Source organism: Floridaenema aerugineum BLCC-F46 (assembly GCF_041929345.1).
GTDB classification, from domain to species: Bacteria; Cyanobacteriota; Cyanobacteriia; order Cyanobacteriales; family Aerosakkonemataceae; genus Floridanema; species Floridanema aerugineum.
Window position 1 is genome coordinate 50,106 of record NZ_JBHFNQ010000193.1, and the last position, 21,862, is coordinate 71,967.

Below are 21,862 nucleotides of genomic sequence, written 5' to 3' on the forward strand. Positions count from 1 at the left end.
ATCAGTTAGCACATCATTTGCGCTCTTTGGGTGTAGGTGCAGATGTGCTAGTCGGGATTTGTGTAGAACGTTCTCTAGAAATGTTAGTCGGACTTTTGGGAATTCTTAAAGCAGGTGGAGCTTACGTTCCCCTTGACCCAGAATATCCCACAGAACGTATAGCTTTTATGTTGTCTAATTCCCAAGTGTCAGTACTTTTGACACAGGAAAAATTGATAACTCAACTACCTAAAATTGACCTTCATCTCATCAGCTTAGATGCAGATTGGGAAATCATCGCCCAGCAAAATCAAAATAATATTGTTAATCAAGTTTCGACACAAAACTTAGCTTATATAATCTATACATCTGGCTCGACAGGACAGCCCAAAGGCGTTCAAATTTCACATTTTAGTCTCACCAACTTTCTCTACTCAATGAAACAGGAGGTAGGCATCAATGCCAAAGACATTCTTTTGGCAGTTACCACCATCTGTTTTGACATTGCCGGATTAGAATTTTACTTGCCATTAATTGTCGGTGCTCAAGTTGTCTTACTTCCTCGCGAACAAAGTGCTGATGGGACAAAATTATCCGAGAAGTTGCTGCAATCTGGTGTCACAATTATGCAAGCAACTCCGGCGACTTGGCGGTTACTTTTAGGAAGTGGATGGCAAGGCAATCAACAGTTAAAAATTCTTTGTGGTGGTGAAGCGTTAACTCATGATTTAGCTGTGGCACTTTTGGAGAGAAGCCAGTGTTTGTGGAATGTGTATGGGCCAACGGAAACTACTATTTGGTCAACGATTTCCAGAGTAGAAGCTGACGCTAGCATTGCTGGTGTTCAAGATAGTTTAGAATCTATTGGTCGTCCGATCGCTAATACTCAAATATACATTCTCGATCGATATCTCCAGCCAGTACCCATTGGAGTACCAGGAGAATTACATATAGGTGGTGCTGGATTAGCCAAAGGCTACCTTAACAGACCAGAATTAACTAATGAAAAATTCATCGCCAATCCTTTTGAAAATTCAAAATTATTATATAAAACCGGAGATTTAGCACGGTATTTACCGAATGGAAATATCGAATACTTGGGACGGATTGACAATCAAGTAAAAATACGTGGCTTCCGTATTGAATTAGGCGAAATCGAAGCAATTTTAAGTCAATATCCTCAAGTCCAAACCGCTGTCGTGATAGCGCGAGAGGATATACCAGGAGATAAACGCCTAGTCGCTTACATCACAACTGAAATAGAAGCAACACCCACAAACAACGAACTACGAGAATACCTGAAATCCAAGCTTCCAGAGTACATGGTGCCGTTCACTTTCGTAATTCTGGAAGCCTTCCCCCTGACACCAAACGGCAAAATCGATCGTCGCGCCCTACCCGCACCAGATTTCCACACCCAACAACAAGACAAATATCAAGCCCCCCGCACCCCAGTAGAAGAAATCCTCATCACAGCTTGGAAACAAATCCTCAAACTAAATCAAGTTGGGATTCACGACAACTTCTTTGAACTAGGAGGACATTCACTCCTTGCCACCCAACTAATTTCCCGCATCCGCAACCATTTACAAGTAGAATTGCCTTTGCGGAGTCTATTTGGCGCACCCACTATAGCTGAATTAGCCCCAGCAATTCAACAATTACAGCAACAAAATTTACAACTGAGTGCGCCACCAATTGTTAAACGAGATAACAATAACGATTTACCACTGTCATTTGCTCAAACAAGGTTGTGGTTTATCGACCAATTTGAAAGCAATAGTGGTTTATACAACATACCTTTTGCAATACGTTTAGAAGGAACTCTTTGTGTTGCTACTTTAGAACAAAGTTTTCAAGAAATTGTGGTGCGCCACGAAGCATTACGCACTAATTTTATTACTCTTGATGGGCAACCAAATCAAATTATTCAGAGTCAAATTAACTGGAAATTATCGGTTGTTAACTTCAAAGATTTATCCACAAATCAACAAGAAACTGCCGCATTAGAATTACTGCAACAAAAAGCAATTGAACCGTTTGATTTAGCAAATGATTGCTTGCTTCAAGCCACATTAGTCGCACTCTCAGAAACCGAACATATCTTGTTGATATGTATGCACCACATAGTTTCTGATGGTTGGTCGATCGGTGTATTACTTGCAGAATTGGCAGCACTATACAATGCTTATACTCAAGATTTACCCTCACCATTAGACCCACTGCCCATTCAGTACGCAGACTTTGCTATCTGGCAGCGACAATGGCTACAAGGTGAAGTATTGCAAACTCAATTAAGTTACTGGCAAAATCAACTTGCAGATGCACCAGCTTTATTATCACTTCCCACAGACCGACCCAGACCAGCAGTGCAAACCTTCGTTGGTGGACATCAACAGTTTGCCCTGTCTGCTGAACTAACCCAAAAATTGAACCAACTAAGTCAAGAACAAGGGGTAACTTTGTTTATGACTTTGTTCGCAGCATTTAATACTTTACTCTACCGCTACAGCGGACAAACAGATATTGTGGTGGGCACACCCATTGCCAACCGCAATCACCAAGAAATTGAAGGGTTAATTGGCTTTTTTATTAATACTTTAGTAATCAGAACTGACCTATCCAATAATCAGAGTTTCACCAAATTACTCAATCAAGTGCGAGAGGTATCTTTAGGAGCATACACCCATCAGGATTTGCCATTTGAAATGCTGGTAGAAGCATTGCAGCCAGAACGCAACCTCAGCTATTCACCTTTGTTTCAGGTGATGTTTGCGCTTCAAAATGCACCTGTATCTTTAGTAGATTTAGATGGATTAAAGCTGACGACTGTAGAGGTAGAAAATCCGATCGCCAAATTTGATTTAGGTTTGGGAATGGAAAGTACCCCAAATGGATTAGTGGGGTGGTGGGAATACAACACCGACTTATTTAATGGCAACACCATTGAGCGAATGACAGGTCATTTTGTCACACTGCTAGAAGCAATTGTCGCTAATCCTCAAACACCAATTTCCCGATTACCAATCTTAACTGCAACTGAACAACAGCAATTAATTGAATGGAACAATACTCAAACAAATGAGGCGATCGATAAATGTCTCCACCAATTGTTTGAAGAACAAGTAGAAAAAACACCCGATGCAGTAGCAGTAGTATTTGAGAATCAACAACTGACTTACCGAGAATTGAACAATAGAGCAAATCAGTTAGCACATTATTTGCGCTATGAAGGTGTGGGTGCAGATGTGCCAGTAGGGATTTGTGTGGAACGTTCCCTGGAACTGGTAGTGGGAGTTTTAGGAATTCTCAAAGCAGGCGGCGCTTATGTTCCCCTAGATCCAGAATATCCAGTTGAGCGTTTGCGTTTTATGCTCGAAGACTCAAAAGTTAGAGTGTTGTTGACGCAACAGAAATTCGTAGAGACGTTGTATACAACGTCTCTACCTCAACATCCAGCACACTTAGTTTGCTTAGATAGGGACTGGCAAGTTATTTCGCAGCACAGTCCGGCGAATCTGATTTGTAATGTCCAACCAGAAAACTTAGCATACATAATTTATACCTCTGGTTCCACAGGTCAACCCAAAGGCGTAGCCATGAATCATCTACCCTTGGTGAATCTGATCCTTTGGCAACAACAACAAACCACGATTTCTCCAGGAGCGAAAACCCTACAATTTGCCCCAATTAGCTTTGATGTTTCCTGCCAAGAAATGTTCTCAACTTGGTGTAATGGTGGCACATTGCTGTTGATTACTGAGCAAATACGCCGCGAACCTGTAGCTTTATTAAATTTACTGCAAGAACAAGCGATCGAGCGAGTATTTCTCCCGTTTGTTGGCTTACAACAGCTAGCTGAGGTAGCGATCGATCGGACATCAGCGGTGCAGTTGCGAGAAATCATTACCGCAGGGGAACAGCTACAGATGACACCAGCAATTACTCAGTGGTTGAATCAGCTAAGTAACTGCACTTTGCACAATCATTATGGGCCTTCGGAAAGTCATGTAGTAACTAGTTATACCCTAAATCAGACAGGAGAAAGTTGGCCGTTACTACCACCGATCGGTCGCCCCATAGCCAACAGCCAAATCTATATCCTCGATCCACAACTCCAGCCAACACCAATCGGAGTCCCAGGAGAATTGCACATTGGCGGTGTTTCCTTAGCTAGAGGCTACCTGAACCGACCCGAATTAACCAGTGAAAAATTCATCGCCAATCCCTTCGACAATGAACCGAATTCCCGCCTCTATAAAACGGGAGACTTAGCCCGTTATTTACCTGATGGTAATATCGAATACCTGGGACGGATTGACAATCAAGTAAAAATTCGGGGTTTCCGCATTGAATTAGGCGAAATTGAAGCAGTATTAAGCCAACATCCCCAAGTCAAAACAGCGGTGGCGATCGTCCGGGAAGACACACCCGGAGATAAACGCCTAGTCGCATACATCACACCGCAACCGTCAGCGACACCGACAAGCAGCGAACTGCGGCAATACATGAAAGCGAAGTTGCCAGAGTACATGGTGCCAAGTGCTTTTGTAATTCTCGAAACCCTCCCCCTGACTCCCAGTGGCAAAGTCGATCGTCGCGCCCTAAGAGCACCCGATTTTCAGACTCAACAAGACAAATATCAAGCACCCCGCACGCCGATAGAAGAAATCCTCACCCAAGAGTGGGGACAAATCCTCAAACTAAATCAAGTCGGGATTCACGACAACTTCTTTGAATTAGGGGGACATTCCCTACTCGCAACTCAACTAATGTCCCGGATTCGCAGTCACTTCCAAGTGGAACTGCCTTTGCGGAGTCTGTTTGCAGCACCTACAGTTGCAGAGTTAGCACCAATAATTCAGCAATTACAGCAGCAGAATTTACAACTCAGTTCGCCACCAATTGTCAAGCGAGACAACAATAGCGACCTACCGCTCTCGTTTGCCGAAACCCGGTTGTGGTTTATTGACCAGTTGGAACCAAATAGTGCCCTATACAACATCCCAGCCGCACTACGTTTGGAAGGAACCCTCTGTGTCACCGCCTTAGAACAAAGCTTCCGAGAAATTGTCCAGCGTCATGAGGCATTACGAACCAATTTTATTGCCGTTGATGGGCAACCCACACAAATCATTCATGAAGAAGCCAACTGGAAATTATCAATAATAGATGGGAGAGATTTATCAAACCAGGAATCAGAAAGTGCGTTAGCAGAATTACTGCAACAACAAGCCAATGCACCATTTGACCTGGCAAATGATTGCTTACTCAGAGCCACATTAATCGCATTGTCTGACACCGAACACATTTTGAGCTTGTGTATGCACCACATAGTCAGTGATGGTTGGTCGATCGGTGTGTTTGTGGCTGAACTGGTAGCACTGTACGATGCTTATGCTCAAGGTCAACCATCACCATTAAGTCCGCTGCCAATTCAATACACCGACTTTGCCATCTGGCAAAGAAATTGGCTGCAAGGTGAAGTGCTGCAAACCCAATTAAGTTACTGGCAAGATCAACTCGCAGATGTGCCACCTCTATTAGCACTCCCGACCGATCGACCCAGACCAGCAGTGCAAACTTATCAAGGTGCTCATCAAGAATTTGCCCTGTCTGCGGAATTAACCCAGAAATTGACAATCCTGAGTCAAGAACAAGGAACCACTTTGTTTATGACTCTGTTGGCAGCATTTGATACTTTACTTTACCGCTACAGCGGACAAACAGATATTGTCGTCGGTTCACCCATTGCCAACCGGAACAAGAGTGAAATCGAAGGGTTAATTGGCTTTTTTGTCAATACTTTAGTACTCAGGACAGATCTATCCAATAATCCGAGTTTCGCGACTTTACTCGATCGAGTGCGGGAGGTGTCGTTAGCGGCATACACCCATCAGGATTTGCCGTTTGAGATGTTGGTGGAGGCTTTGCAACCAGAACGGGATCTCGGCCATACCCCTCTATTTCAGGTGATGTTTATCCTCCAAAATGCACCTCTACCGGAGTTAGAACTGGGTGGGTTAACTCTAACACCAGTAGAGATCGAAAATGCGATCGCCAAATTTGATTTAAATTTATCAATGCAGAGTACTCCTACTGGACTGGTGGGGATGTGGGAGTACAACACAGACTTGTTTGATGGCAGTACGATTCTTCGGATGACAGGTCATTTTGTCACACTACTAGAAGGCATTGTCGCCAATCCTCAAACGCAGATTTCTCAATTACCGATGTTAACTTCATCGGAACAACATCAACTGTTAGTCGAGTGGAACGATACTCAAACGAATTATCCAGTTGAGCAATGTCTGCATCAGTTATTTGAACAACAGGTGGAGAAAACACCACTAGCCATAGCCGTAGTGTTTGAAGCACAACAACTAACTTATCGGGAATTGAACGATCGCGCCAATCAGTTAGCAAATTACTTGCGCTCATTAGGTGTAGGCGCAGATGTAACTGTAGGGATTTGTCTAGAACGTTCCCTGGAAATGGTAGTGGGAGTGTTGGGTATTCTCAAAGCAGGAGGAGCATACCTCCCTCTAGACCCGGGGTATCCGAGTGAGCGATTACACTTCATGCTCCAAGACTCCCAAGTTTCAGTGCTGTTGACTCAACAACAATTCGTAGAGACGTTGTATACAACGTCTCTACCTACACATCTAGCACACTTAGTTTGCTTAGATACTAACTGGGCAGTGATTTCGCAGCACAGTCCGGTAAATCCCACCAGTGAAGTCCAACCGGAGAACATCGCATATCTAATTTATACCTCTGGTTCCACAGGACAACCCAAAGGCATCGCCATGAATCACCGACCCTTGGTGAATCTGATCCATTGGCAAGTAGAAAATAGCACCATTTCTCCAGGAAGCAAAACCCTACAATTTGCGCCGATTAGCTTTGATGTTTCCTGCCAAGAAATGTTCTCAACTTGGAGTGATGGCGGGACATTGCTGTTGATTAGTGAACAAATACGCCGGGAACCTTTAGCTTTATTAGGTTTACTCGAAGAACTGGCAGTAGAGAGACTGTTTCTACCTTTTGTCGGCTTACAACAGCTAGCAGAAGTAGCGATCGATCGGACATCAACGATGCAGTTGCGGGAAATCATTACAGCCGGGGAACAGTTACAGATGACACCAGCAATTACCCAGTGGTTGAGTCGGCTAAGTAACTGCACTTTGCACAATCATTATGGGCCATCGGAGAGTCATGCAGTTACCAGTTTTACCTTGAGTAATTCCCAGGAGAGTTGGTCGCTACTACCGCCCATCGGTCGTCCAATTGCCAACAGCCAAATATACATCCTCGATCCACAACTCCAGCCAGTACCAATCGGAGTCCCAGGAGAATTGCACATTGGCGGTGTTTCCTTAGCACGAGGCTACCTGAACCGCCCAGAATTAACTAATGAAAAGTTCATCGCCAATCCCTTCGACAATGAACCAAATTCTCGCCTCTATAAAACTGGAGACTTAGCCCGCTACTTGCCAGATGGTAATATCGAATACCTGGGACGGATTGACAATCAAGTAAAAATTCGTGGTTTCCGCATTGAATTGGGTGAAATAGAAGGCATTCTCGGTCAACATCCCCAAGTCCAAGCGGCTGCGGCGATCGTTCGGGAAGACACACCTGGGGATAAACGCCTAGTAGCATACATCACAGCGCAACCGTCAGCAACCCCCAGCAGCAACGAACTGCGGCAATACTTGAAAGCGAAGCTACCAGAATACATGGTGCCGAGTGCTTTTGTGTTATTGGAGACTTTGCCCTTAACTCCGAGTGGCAAACTCGATCGTCGCGCTTTACCCACTCCCGACTACCAAGGTATACAAAAAGACAAGTATCAAGCCCCTCGCACACCGATCGAAGAAATCCTGACTCACCTGTGGGGACAAATACTCAAACTAAATCAAGTCGGGATTCATGACAACTTCTTTGAACTAGGAGGACATTCCTTACTCGCCACCCAACTAATGTCCCGGATTCGCAGCCACTTTCAAGTAGAACTGCCACTAAGGAGTTTGTTTGCGGCACCCACAGTTGCAGAATTAGCTCCCATAATTGGGCAGTTACAGCAGCAGAATTTACAACTCAGTTCGCCACCAATTGTCAAGCGAGACAACAATAGCGATCGACCGCTCTCTTATGCCCAAACTAGGTTATGGTTTATTGACCAGTTTCAACCGAATAGTGCCTTATACAACATCCCAGCCGCATTACGGTTGGTCGGAAGCTTAGACGTAGCCGCCTTAGAACAAAGCTTCCGAGAAATTGTCCAGCGTCATGAGGCATTACGAACCAATTTCCTGACAGTTGATGGGCAACCCAGACAAATCATTCACAGTGAAACGAGTTGGACTTTATCGATCGTTGATGGCAGAAATTTATCAACAATAGAACAATTACTGCAACAACAAGCCAATGCACCATTTGACCTGGCAAATGATTGCTTACTCAGAACCACATTAGTCACGCTGTCAGAAACCGAACATATCTTGTTGATATGTATGCACCACATAGTTTCTGATGGTTGGTCGATCGGTGTATTTGTGGAAGAACTAACGGCACTGTACAATGCTTATGCTCAAGGTCAACCATCACCATTAAGTCCGCTGCCCATTCAATACACTGACTTTGCGATTTGGCAAAGAAATTGGTTGCAAGGTGAAGTTCTGCAAAGCCAATTAAGTTACTGGCTTGCATCACTGGCTGATGCACCAGCAATATTATCACTGCCCACAGACCGCCCCAGACCAGCAGTGCAAACCTTTGTGGGCGCACATCAACAATTTACCCTGTCTGCGGAACTTACCGAAAAATTGAACCAACTAAGTCAAGAACAAGGGGTAACTCTGTTTATGACTTTGTTGGCAGCGTTTGATACTTTACTCTACCGCTACAGTGGACAAACAGATATTGTCGTCGGTTCACCCATTGCCAACCGGAACAAAAGTGAAATCGAAGGGTTAATCGGCTTTTTTATCAACACTTTAGTGTTGAGGACAGATTTATCAAATAATCCCTGTTTTGCCCAACTGCTCGATCGAGTGCGAGAGGTGTCTTTAGGGGCTTACGCACATCAGGATTTGCCCTTTGAGATGTTGGTGGAGGCTTTACAACCAGAACGGGATCTGAGCCATACCCCGCTATTTCAGGTGATGTTTGTCCTCCAGAATGCACCTGTATCCGACTTAGAACTGGGTGGGTTAACCCTAAGTTTGCTCGAACTCGAAAATGCGATCGCCAAATTTGATTTAACTTTAGCAATGGAGAGTACCCCAGATGGACTGGTGGGGTTGTGGGAATACAACACCGACTTATTTGATGGCAGTACGATTCTTCGGATGACAGGTCATTTTGTCACACTGCTAGAGGGCATTGTCGCCAATCCCGAAACGCCAATTTCCCAAATACCAATGTTAACCACAGTTGAACAACATCAACTGTTAACTGAGTGGAACAATACTCAAACTGACTATCCAGCTACTTTATGTATCCATCAATTGTTTGAACAACAGGTGGAGAAGACACCCGATGCTGTAGCAGTGGTATTTGATTTTCAACAATTGACTTATCGGGAATTGAATGAGCGATCGAATCAATTAGCACATTATTTACGCTCATTAGGCGTAGGTGCAGATGTGTTAGTGGGAATTTGTGTAGAACGATCGATCGAAATGGTTGTAGGAATACTGGGCATTATCAAAGCGGGTGGCGCTTATGTCCCAATAGACCCAACCTATCCCCAAGACCGCTTAAGCTTTATGCTTAGTGATACTGGGGTAAAAGTTCTTTTGACCCAAGAGAACTTAGTAAATTCTCTTCCCAAACATGAAGCCCTTGTCGTTTGCTTGGATAGCGATTGGCAAAGCATTAACCAAGCAAGTCAAGAAAATCTCCACAGTAGAGTCAGTGCAGAAAATCTAGCTTACGTAATTTATACCTCTGGTTCTACAGGAACTCCCAAGGGAGTTATAGTTACTCATCAGGCGGTGAATCGGCTAGTCAAAAATACCAACTATATCCAGATAACAGCTGATGACCGAATTGCTCAAGCATCGAATATTGCTTTTGATGCTGCGACTTTTGAAATTTGGGGAGCATTGCTCAACGGAGCCAAGTTAGTCATTATTACTAAATCAGTCTTGCTGTCTCCGCCAGAATTAGCAATTAGTCTGAGAGAAAATCAGATCGGCATCTTATTTTTAACCACAGCTTTGTTCAATCAGTTAGCCAGAGAAGTACCACAAGCATTTAGCGGGTTACGATATCTACTATTTGGGGGAGAAGCGGTAGATCCCTTCTGGGTGCGAGAGGTACTCGACAAAGGTAGACCGCAACAACTGCTTCATGTCTATGGGCCAACGGAAAATACTACCTTTTCCTCATGGTACTTGGTAGAAGATTTACCCCTAAGTGCAACAACTGTGGCAATTGGTCGCCCAATCGCTAACACCCAAATCTACATCCTTGACCAATATCTACAACCTGTCCCAGTATGTGTACCAGGAGAATTACACATCGGTGGTGCTGGATTAGCACGAGGCTACCTGAACCGCCCAGAATTAACTAATGAGAAGTTCATTGCCAATCCCTTGAGCAATGACCCAAATTCTCGCCTCTATAAAACTGGGGATTTAGTCCGCTACTTACCCGATGGCAACATCGAATACTTGGGACGGATTGACAATCAAGTGAAAATTCGCGGCTTCCGCATCGAATTGGGCGAAATCGAAGCTATCCTTAGTCAACATCCTCAAGTCCAAACTGCGGTGGCGATCGTCCGCGAAGACACACCCGGAGATAAACGCTTAGTAGCATACATCGTAGCGCCAGCCGAAGCAACACCTGCAACCAACGAACTACGGCAATATCTGAAAGCCAAACTCCCAGAATATATGGTACCCAGTGCTTTTGTAATTCTGGAAGCGCTACCAATCACACCAAACGGGAAAGTTGACAGACGGGCTTTACCAATACCAGAATCTCGATCGGGAATTGAAGTCAAACTAGTTGCGCCCCGCACCCCAGAAGAAAAAACACTCACCCAGATTTGGACACAAGTTTTGGGAGTAGAACAAATCGGCATCCATGATAACTTCTTTGAACTCGGTGGCGATTCCATTCTCAGCATTCAAATCATCACTAAAGCAAGACAAGCAGGATTAGAACTGAGTGTCAAACAGTTATTTACAAATCAAACGATCGCTCAATTAGCTGCCGTCGCCAAGACAAGCAAAGCAATTCAAATCGCACAAGAACCAGTCACAGGTGCAGTTAAACTTACACCAATACAACAGTGGTTTTTTGAGCAGAACTTAACCAACCCGCACCATTTTAATCAATCATGGATATTTACAGTTCCCGCTGATTTCCAAGTCGAACACTTAGAACCAATTTGGGAACAATTGTTGATCCATCACGATGCTTTGCGTTTACGGTTTACTCAAACAGAATCAGGTTGGGAACAGACGCACGCTACACCAAATCAGCGGATTACACTTTCAAGCTTTGACTTATCTACAGTTAGTGAGAGCGAATGGCAAAATGCGATCGAAAGCACTGCTAATACTTTACAAGCAAGTTTGAATTTAGAAGAAAATCTCGTTCAAGTCGCCCATTTCAAAGGGGGAGAAAACAAAGAAGGAAGATTACTAATAGTAATTCACCATTTGGTAGTTGATGGTGTATCTTGGCGGATTTTATTAGAAGACTTCCAGACAGCTTACCAACAACTTAGTCAAAATCAAGCAATTCAATTACTACCAAAAACTACCTCTTTCAAGGCATGGGTTCAACAATTAAGCACTTATGCTCAATACGCCTACGGCACGCTGACGCGAACGGATGTTTTAAGTTCCCAAACAGCTTATTGGTTGAGAGAATCTTACACCTCTGTTTCTCCTATTCCTGTAGACTATCACCAAGGAGAAAACACAATTGCTTCGGCTCAGAATGTATCTGTATCGTTAAGTGAAGTTGAAACTCAAGCATTGTTGCAAGATGTCCCGAAAGCATATAAAACTCAGATTAATGATGTCTTATTGACAGCTTTAGTCTTGGTTTTGAGCAAATGGACTAACTCAAACTCTGTGTTATTCAACTTAGAAGGACATGGGCGGGAAGATATTATTGAAGGTGTAGATTTATCCCGAACGGTGGGTTGGTTTACCACTATTTTCCCGGTAGTAATGCAACTGGAAAACACCAATAAACTGAATTTAGGAGAGGTTTTAAAATCAGTCAAGGAACAATTACGATCGATTCCCAACAAAGGAATTGGCTATGGACTATTGCGTTATTTATCTGAGAATCAAGACATCCAGAGTCAAATTAAAAACCTAAAAGAAGCCGAGATTAGCTTCAATTATTTAGGTCAATTTAGTCAGTTGTTCAATCAATCTTCTCTGCTACAATTGGCGAATGAATCGAGTGGAAACTACTCCTGTTTGCAAAATTTACGCTCTCATTTGCTGGATATAAACGCCATTATTACCAACGAACGACTGCATATAGATTGGACATACAGCAGCAATTTGCATTACTCTAGTACGATCGAGAAAATTGCCACAGATTTTGTCACCACCTTACGAGAGTTAATCGCTCATTGTTTATCACCAGAAAATGGTGGTTACACTCCCAGTGACTTCCCCTTAATCAAACTCACGCAACCAGAATTAGATCGAGTATTAGCCAAACTTCCATTAACTAATTGGCAAAATGTAGAAGATATTTACCCCCTATCACCAATGCAACAGGGGATGCTGTTTGAAAGTTTGTATGCGCCTGACTCTGGCGTATATGTTGAAGTACTCAGTTGCACTTTAACCGGAGACTTAAATGTGTCGGCGTTTGAGCAAGCTTGGCAACAAGTGGTAGTGCATCATTCAATTTTCCGTACAGCTTTCCTTTGGGAATCTTTACACCAACCTCTACAAGTTGTCTTTCGAGAAGTTAATATTAATGTCGCTACTTATGATTGGCGCGATTTATCAGCGGTGGAGCAGCAACAGCAATTAGAAACATTTCTTGATTCAGAACACCAGCAGGGTTTCTCATTTTCCCAAGCACCATTGATGCGTTTATATCTGATTCAAAAGTCAGAAAATAGTTACCAATTTGTTTGGAGTTTTCATCATATATTGCTAGATGGCTGGTCTTTACCTTTGGTTTTGAAAGACCTCTGGGATTTTTATGAAGTTATTCTGACCGACAAATCTTTCGATCGTCAACCCTCACTCAACTACCGACACTATATTGCTTGGCTACAGCAACAAAATGTGGCTCAATCTCAAGCTTTTTGGCAACAAAAACTCGCCAATTTTAGTGCGCCAACTCCTTTGATGGTGGATAAACCTTTATCGCATCGGGAAAATGGCTTGGCTAGTTATGGGGAACAACATATTGAGTTAAGTTTATCAGCAACAGCTTATGCTAATTCTTTTGTCCGAAAACATCAATTAACGCTTTCTAATTTAGTGCAGGCGACTTGGGCTTTGTTACTGTCTCGCTATTCTCAAGAGATTGATGTAGTGTTTGGCGCGACTGTTTCTGGTCGTCCGCCAGTTATTAATGGAGTCGAGTCGATGGTAGGGTTATTTATTAATACCTTGCCAATGCGCGTTCGATTTACTGAAAATACTCAATTGTTGGGACTCTTAAAAGATTTACAGGCGCAACTGGTGGAGTCGGAACAATTTGCTTATAGTTCCTTGGTGGAGATTCAAGGATTTAGTGATGTACCTAGAGGTACTTCTTTGTTCGATAGCATTGTAGTGTTTGAGAATTATCCAACGGATAGTACTCTTTTAGAAGACAATAGTAACTTTTCGTTCTCTAATTTCCGAGCGATCGAACAAACAAATTATCCTTTGACAATTGTAGTTGGACCTGGAGAACAATTGTTTCTGAAGGTAAGCTACGATGCCAATCGGTTTGATGATAGTGCAATCAGCCGGATGTTGGGTCATTTTGTGACCTTGCTAGAAGCCATTGTTACCAATCCCCAAATGCCGATTTCTCAACTACCAATGTTAACGGTAGCTGAACAACATCAACTGTTAACCGAATGGAATAATACTCAAACTGATTACCCGACAGATAAATGTCTGCATCAGTTGTTTGAAGAACAGGTAGAGAAAACACCGAATGCACTAGCAGTAGTATTTGAGAATCAACAACTAACATATCGGGAATTGAACGATCGCGCCAATCAATTAGCAAATTATTTGCGCTCATTAGGTGTAGGTGCAGATACACCTGTAGGGATTTGTGTAGAACGTTCAACAGAAATGGTAATCGGACTACTGGGGATTCTCAAAGCAGGTGGCGCTTACGTTCCCCTCGATCCAGAATATCCAACAGATCGTTTACGCTTTATGCTGAGTGACTCATCTGTAACAGTGCTGCTGACACAACAGAAATTACTGAACTCTCTACCCGAACATAACGCCCAAATCTTTTGTCTGGATACCGACTGGCAAGCAATTTCTCACTTCAATCAAGATAATCTACCCTTGAACGTTGCACCAGAAAACTTAGCTTATATCATTTATACCTCTGGTTCCACAGGTCAACCCAAAGGTGCGATGAATACCCACAAGGGAATTTGCAATCGTCTGTTGTGGATGCAAGAAGCTTACCAATTGACAACAGATGATGTAGTGTTGCAAAAAACACCCTTCAGCTTTGATGTTTCAGTGTGGGAATTCTTCTGGACTCTGCTTAATGGTAGTCGTTTAGTGGTTGCTAAACCAGGAGGACATCGTGATTCTGAGTATTTGGTGAATCTGATCTCTCAACAGCAAGTGACTACCTTGCATTTTGTGCCTTCCATGCTGCAAGTATTTTTGGAGAGTCCAAACTTAGCATTATGTGAGAGTTTGCGGCGCGTGATTTGTAGTGGGGAAGCGTTGAGTGTGGACTTGCAAACCAAATTCTTTGAGCGTTTGGGGTGTGAGTTACACAACCTTTATGGGCCAACAGAGGCGGCGATCGATGTGACATACTGGGAATGCGATCGGCATTCGTCACTGGACACAGTACCGATCGGAAAACCAATTGCCAATACTCAAATATATATTCTCGATCGATATCTGCAACCAGTACCAGTAGGAGTCCCAGGAGAATTGCACATTGGCGGTGTAGGATTAGCCACAGGCTACCTCAACCGGAAAGAATTAACAACAGAAAAGTTCATAGACAGTCCCTTTGACAACGCCAAACTATATAAAACGGGAGACTTAGCACGCTATTTACCTGATGGCAACATTGAATACTTGGGACGGATTGACAATCAAGTAAAAATTCGGGGATTCCGCATTGAGTTGGGCGAAATCGAAGCAGTTTTAAGTCAATATCCTGAAGTCCAAGCCGCTGTTGTGATAGCGCGTGAGGATAATCCGGGAGATAAACGCCTAGTTGCTTACATTACCACCGAAACTGGGGCGACACCAACAATTGATGAACTGCGGCAATACTTGAAAGCGAAGTTACCAGAGTATATGGTGCCGAGTGCTTTTGTGCTACTGGAAACCTTGCCTTTAACGCCTAACGGCAAAATCGATCGTCGTTCTCTACCCGCACCAGATTTCCACACCCAACAACAAAACAAGTACGTAGCCCCCCGCACTCCACTAGAAGAAATCCTAATCACAGCTTGGAGACAAATCCTTAACCTCAATCAAGTTGGGATTCACGACAACTTCTTTGAAATAGGAGGACATTCATTACTCGCCACCCAACTAATTTCTCGGATTCGGAGTCACTTGCAAATTGAGTTGCCCTTGCGGAGTTTGTTTAGCGCACCCACAGTAGCTCAATTAGCACCAATTATTCAACAGTTACAGCAACAAGATTTACAGCTTAGTGCGCCACCACTCTTAGCCAGAGACAATAATAACGACTTACCTCTGTCCTTTGCTCAAACAAGGTTGTGGTTTATCGACCAATTTGAACCCAATAGCGCTTTATACAACATATCAGCCGCATTGCGTTTAGAGGGAACTCTCTGTGTAACTGCCTTAGAACAAAGTCTCACAGAAATAGTTCAGCGTCATGAAGCATTACGCACCAATTTTATTACTGTTGATGGGCAAGCGAATCAAATCATTCATGAACAAACTAACTGGAAATTATCTGTTGTTGACTTCAAAGATTTGTCAGAAAGCGAATCAAAAATTGCCGCAGTCGAACTAGTACAACAACAAGCGATTCAACCATTTAATTTAGCAACTGACTCATTACTCAGAGCCACATTAGTCACACTTTCTGACACTGAACATATCTTACTGATATGTATGCACCACATTGTCAGTGATGGTTGGTCGATCGGTGTATTTGTCGAAGAATTAACGGCACTGTACAATGCTTATGCTCAAGGTCAACCATCACCGTTAAGTCCACTGCCAATTCAATATAGTGACTTTGCGATCTGGCAAAGAAATTGGTTGCAAGGTGAAGTATTGCAAACCCAATTAAGTTACTGGCAAAATCAACTAATTGGCGCACCAGCAATTTTATCACTTCCCACTGACCGACCTAGAAAAGCGAAACAAACCTTTGTCGGCGCACATCAAGAATTCGCCCTGTCTGCTCAACTAAGCGAGAAATTAAACCAACTCAGTCAAGAACAAGGAGTCACTTTGTTTATGACGCTGTTGGCAGCGTTTAATACTTTACTCTACCGCTACAGTGGACAAACAGATATTGTGGTAGGTTCACCTATTGCTAACCGGAATAAGAGTGAAATTGAAGGGTTAATTGGCTTTTTTGTTAATACTTTAGTGCTCAGGACAGACTTATCAAATAATCCGAGTTTCGCTGCTTTGCTCGATCGAGTGCGAGAGGTGTCTTTAGGAGCATACACCCATCAGGATTTGCCGTTTGAGATGTTGGTAGAAGCGTTGCAACCAGAACGGGATCTCAGCTATACACCACTGTTCCAGGTGATGTTTGTCCTCCAGAATGCACCTTTGTCTTCCGTCGAGTTAGATGGGTTAAAGCTGACTCCTGTAGAGATGGAAAATCCGATCGCCAAATTCGATTTAACTCTCTCAATGGAAAGTACCCCAGATGGACTGATGGGTTGGTGGGAGTACAACACCGATTTATTTGATGGCAGTACCATTGAGCGCATGATAGGTCATTTTGTCACACTGCTAGAAGGTATTGTCGCCAATCCGCTTTCCGCCATTTCTCAATTGCCGATGTTAACTTCATCGGAACAGCAACAGTTATTAGTCCAGTGGAACAATACTCAAACTGATTATCCGGTTGATAAATGTCTGCATCAGTTGTTTGAGGAACAGGTATTAAAGACACCCCAATCAGTAGCAGTGGTGTTTGAGAATCAACGACTGACTTACTCAGAATTGAACGATCGATCGAATCAATTAGCCCATTATTTACGCTCTTTGGGTGTGGGTGCAGATGTGCTAGTGGGAATTTGTGTAGAACGATCGTTAGAAATGATCGTGGGAATACTTGGTATTCTCAAAGCAGGTGGCGCTTACGTTCCCCTAGACCCAACCTATCCCCAAGACCGCTTAAGCTTTATCTTGGAAGATGCTCAAATTTCTGTTCTGCTGAGTCAACAGCATCTAGTTGAGAAATTACCCCAGCATCAAGCGCGAGTTATTTACTTAGACAGCGAGTGGGAAACCATTGCTCAACATAGCCAGTCAAACCCGCAAGACACTGCAACATCAAGCAACCTAGCATACATTATCTATACTTCTGGTTCTACAGGTCAACCGAAAGGCGTGTTAGTCAACCACTCAAATGTTGTGCGTTTGTTTGCTGCAACTGACGATTGGTATCGGTTTAACGCTCAAGATGTCTGGACATTATTCCACTCTTATGCGTTTGACTTCTCAGTGTGGGAGATTTGGGGAGCATTGCTTTATGGTGGAAAACTGGTAGTAGTGCCGTACTTGGTCACACGCGAACCCGAATCCTTCTATAAATTATTAGTAGAAGAGAAAGTCACAGTTCTCAATCAAACACCTTCGGCATTCCGGCAGTTAATACCCGCTGCACTTTCTGCCGAAACAGAAGGCGATTTGAGATTACGCTTGGTGATATTCGGTGGAGAAGCCTTAGAACCGAAGCATTTGCAACCTTGGTTTGAGCGATATGGCGATCAAATGCCCCAATTAGTAAATATGTACGGGATTACAGAAACCACCGTTCATGTCACCTATCGTCCGTTAAGTATGGCTGATGTCAATGGTACAGCAAGTGTAATTGGTCGTCCGATTCGGGACTTACAGGTGTATGTACTCGACCAACATTTACAGCCAGTACCAGTAGGAGTTCCCGGCGAGATGTATGTTGGTGGTGCTGGGGTGACACGCGGCTATTTGAATCGGGATGATCTGACAACAGAACGGTTTATTCGCGATCGCTTTAGCCACAACCCAAATGCGCGACTATATAAAACAGGAGACTTAGCTCGTTATTTACCAAATGGCGACTTAGAGTATTTAGGGCGCATTGACCAACAAGTGAAAATTCGGGGATTCCGCATCGAATTGGGCGAAATTGAAGCATTATTAGCTTCTCATCCAGCCGTCAGGGAAAGTGTGGTGGTGGTGAGAGAAGATGTACCGGGCGATAAACGTCTCGTCGCTTACGTGATTCCCAAGTCAGAACAATCTCCCAGCACAGCCGAACTACGTCGTTTTCTAAAAGCTTTTCTGCCAGAGTACATGGTACCAAGTGCTTTTGTGCAGTTAGATGCTCTACCGCTGACAGCCAACGGTAAACTAGACCGAAGTGCATTAAAAGCACCAGACAGCGCTAGACCAGAACTAGAAAATGCCTTTGTTGCGCCGAACACATCAGAAGAAAAAATCTTAGCGGCTGTCTGGGCTAAAGTTCTCGGTGTAGAACAAGTAGGTATTAATGACAACTTCTTTGCTTTAGGTGGGGATTCGATCCGCAGTATTCAAGTGCTAGCTCTTGCGAAAGCACAAGGTTTGAATTTCTCTCTGGTGCAGTTATTCCAACATCAAACGATTCATGACTTACTCGCTGAATTGAAAACCCAAGATTGGGAAAGCGAAAAATTAGAATTAACCCAACCATTTAGTCTGATTTCGGAAGTAGATAAACAACAGTTACCTGATGGTGTGGAAGATGCTTATCCGCTGGCAAAACTGCAAATGGGAATGCTTTTCCACAGTGAATACAGCAAAGATAGTGGCATTTATCACGACATTTTTAGTTTCTATCTGAAAACTGGGTTTGATGTTCAATGTTTAAAAGCTGCATTGCAAGATTTGGTCGATCGCCACGCTGTACTACGAACTTCATTTGAACTGAGTAAGTATAGTATTCCCTTGCAACTAGTTCATCAGCAAGTAGAAGTTCCTCTGCAAGTTGAAGATTGGTGTCATTTAAATGATTCTGAGCAAGAAGAAGCCTTAACTGCTTGGTTTGAAGCGGAAAAGAAACAGCGTTTTGACTGGACTAATCCTCCCTTATTACGCTTATTTGTTCATCGCCGGACACCGGAAACATTTAATCTAACTTTGAGTTTCCATCACGCCATTTTGGATGGATGGAGTGTTGCTTCCATGATGAGTGAACTGCTCAAACGTTACTTATCACATTTAGGCGAACCAGTCGAGTTAAATTCAACACCAATAAGTATTGAGTTCCGAGATTTCGTAGCACAAGAAGCACAAACGTTAGCCTCGCTGGAGTGTCAGCGTTATTGGAGTGAAAAGTTGCGCGATCGCACTTTCACCCCCTTACCCCGCTGGTCTTCTGTTTCAACTAACACCAATGTTCAAGATGTTGGCGTGACTGATGTAACTCTTTCCCCGGAAATTTGTGCTTCCTTGAAAGGTTTGGCACAATCAGCAGAAGTACCACTGAAAAGTGTGCTCTTAGCTGCTCATTTACGAGTGTTAAATCTGTTAGGTGGTAACGAAGATGTGCTAACAGGATTAGTCAGCAACGGACGAACCGAACAAAGTGATGGCGATCGCGTCTTGGGACTCTTCCTCAATACTTTGCCATTCCGTCTGCAATTAACAGGAGGAACTTGGATAGACTTAGTGCAACAAGTGTTTGCAGCTGAACGAGAACTGTTACCACACCGTCGTTATCCATTAGCAGAAATTCAGAGAAGTTTGGGTGGCGAACCTTTATTTGAGACGGCGTTTAACTTCACCCATTTCCATGTCTACGAACAGGTGATCGGACTGGATAATTTAGAAGTTCTAGGTGGAAAGTTTTTTGAAGAAACTAACTTTGCTGTTGTGGCTCAATTTAGTGTGAATCCAGGCTCATCTGAGGTGTTTTTAAGGATTAATTACGATCCCTTGAAGTTATGCCAAGAGCAAGCTAATCGGATTGGTGAATACTACTTTAATGCTCTTGCGGCAATGGTGAATCAGCCGCAAGAACGTTACGAGTTGCATTCTCTTCTTTCTCAAGAAGAAGCACAGCAGATATTGGTGGAATGGAACAATACTCAAACACCTTTAGGGGAACTGGGTAGGGGGATAGGGGATAGGGAAGAAAACCATTCCCTAACACCTAACCCCTATCACCTAACCCCTTCTTTCTGTCTGCATCAATTGTTTGAAGAACAGGTATTAAAAACACCAGATGCAGTAGCAGTGGTGTTTGAAGGGCAACAACTGACTTATCGGGAATTGAACGATCGCTCAAATCAACTAGCCCATTATTTACGCTCATTAGGCGTAGGTGCAGATGTCTTAGTGGGAATTTGTGTAGAACGTTCAAGAGAAATGATTGTGGGAATACTTGGTATTCTCAAGGCGGGTGGTGCATACATTCCCCTTGACCCGGATTATCCCACTGAGCGTTTACGCTTTATGTTGTCAGACTCTCAGGTGTCCGTGTTGCTGACTCAACAGAAATTTGTACAGACGTTGTATACAACGTCTGTACCTGAACAAACGTCTCTACCGCAACATCAAGCGCAAATCGTTTGTTTGGATCGAGACTGGGAAACCATTGCAGAGTATAGCAACGCCAACCCGGAAAACACTGCAACACCTAATAATCTGGCATACATCATCTACACCTCTGGCTCTACAGGTCAACCCAAAGGCGTTTTAGTCAACCACTCGAATGTCTTGCGTTTGTTTACCGCAACTAACGATCGCTATCACTTCAATGAGCAAGATGTCTGGACATTGTTCCACTCCTACGCCTTTGACTTTTCTGTGTGGGAAATTTGGGGAGCATTGCTTTATGGTGGAAAATTAGTAGTTGTGCCGTACTTAGTGACACGCGAACCGGAATCCTTCTATAAGTTATTAGTAGAAGAGAAAGTCACAGTTCTCAATCAAACACCTTCGGCATTCCGGCAGTTAATTCAAGCCGAAGAGTCCTTAACTACTGTAGGAGATTTGAAGTTACGCTTGGTAATTTTTGGTGGAGAAGCCTTAGAACCGAAGAGTTTGCAACCTTGGTTTGAGCGACATGGCGATCGACAACCGCAGTTAGTAAATATGTACGGGATTACAGAAACCACCGTCCATGTTACTTATCGCCCGTTAACTATCGCTGATGTCAATGGTACAGCAAGTGTAATTGGTCGTCCGATACCCGACTTACAGGTGTACGTGCTCGATCGACATTTACAGCCAGTACCAGTTGGGGTAACAGGTGAGATGTATGTTGGTGGTGCAGGAGTAACACGCGGCTACCTGAATCGACCCGATTTAACGAGCGAAAAGTTTATCGCCAATCCCTTCGGGGATAGGGGTCAGGTGTTAGGGGATAGGGATTCTTTAGGGGATAGGGGTCAGGGGTTAGGTGATAGGGAAAAAGAATTTCCCCAACCCCCAACCCCTAACACCCAACCCCTTCTTTTTCCCCAACCCCT

Annotated in this window: 1 protein-coding gene (running past one end of the window); it reads left to right on the plus strand. The window is 43.6% G+C overall.

The annotated features are described in order from the left end of the window. Positions 1–21,862 carry part of the coding region annotated (locus ACE1CC_RS24640) for a non-ribosomal peptide synthase/polyketide synthase (RefSeq protein WP_413273080.1) on the plus strand (this coding region is incomplete at its 3' end). 1,525 nt of the annotated region lie to the left of the window's left edge, so 21,862 of the 23,387 annotated nt are shown.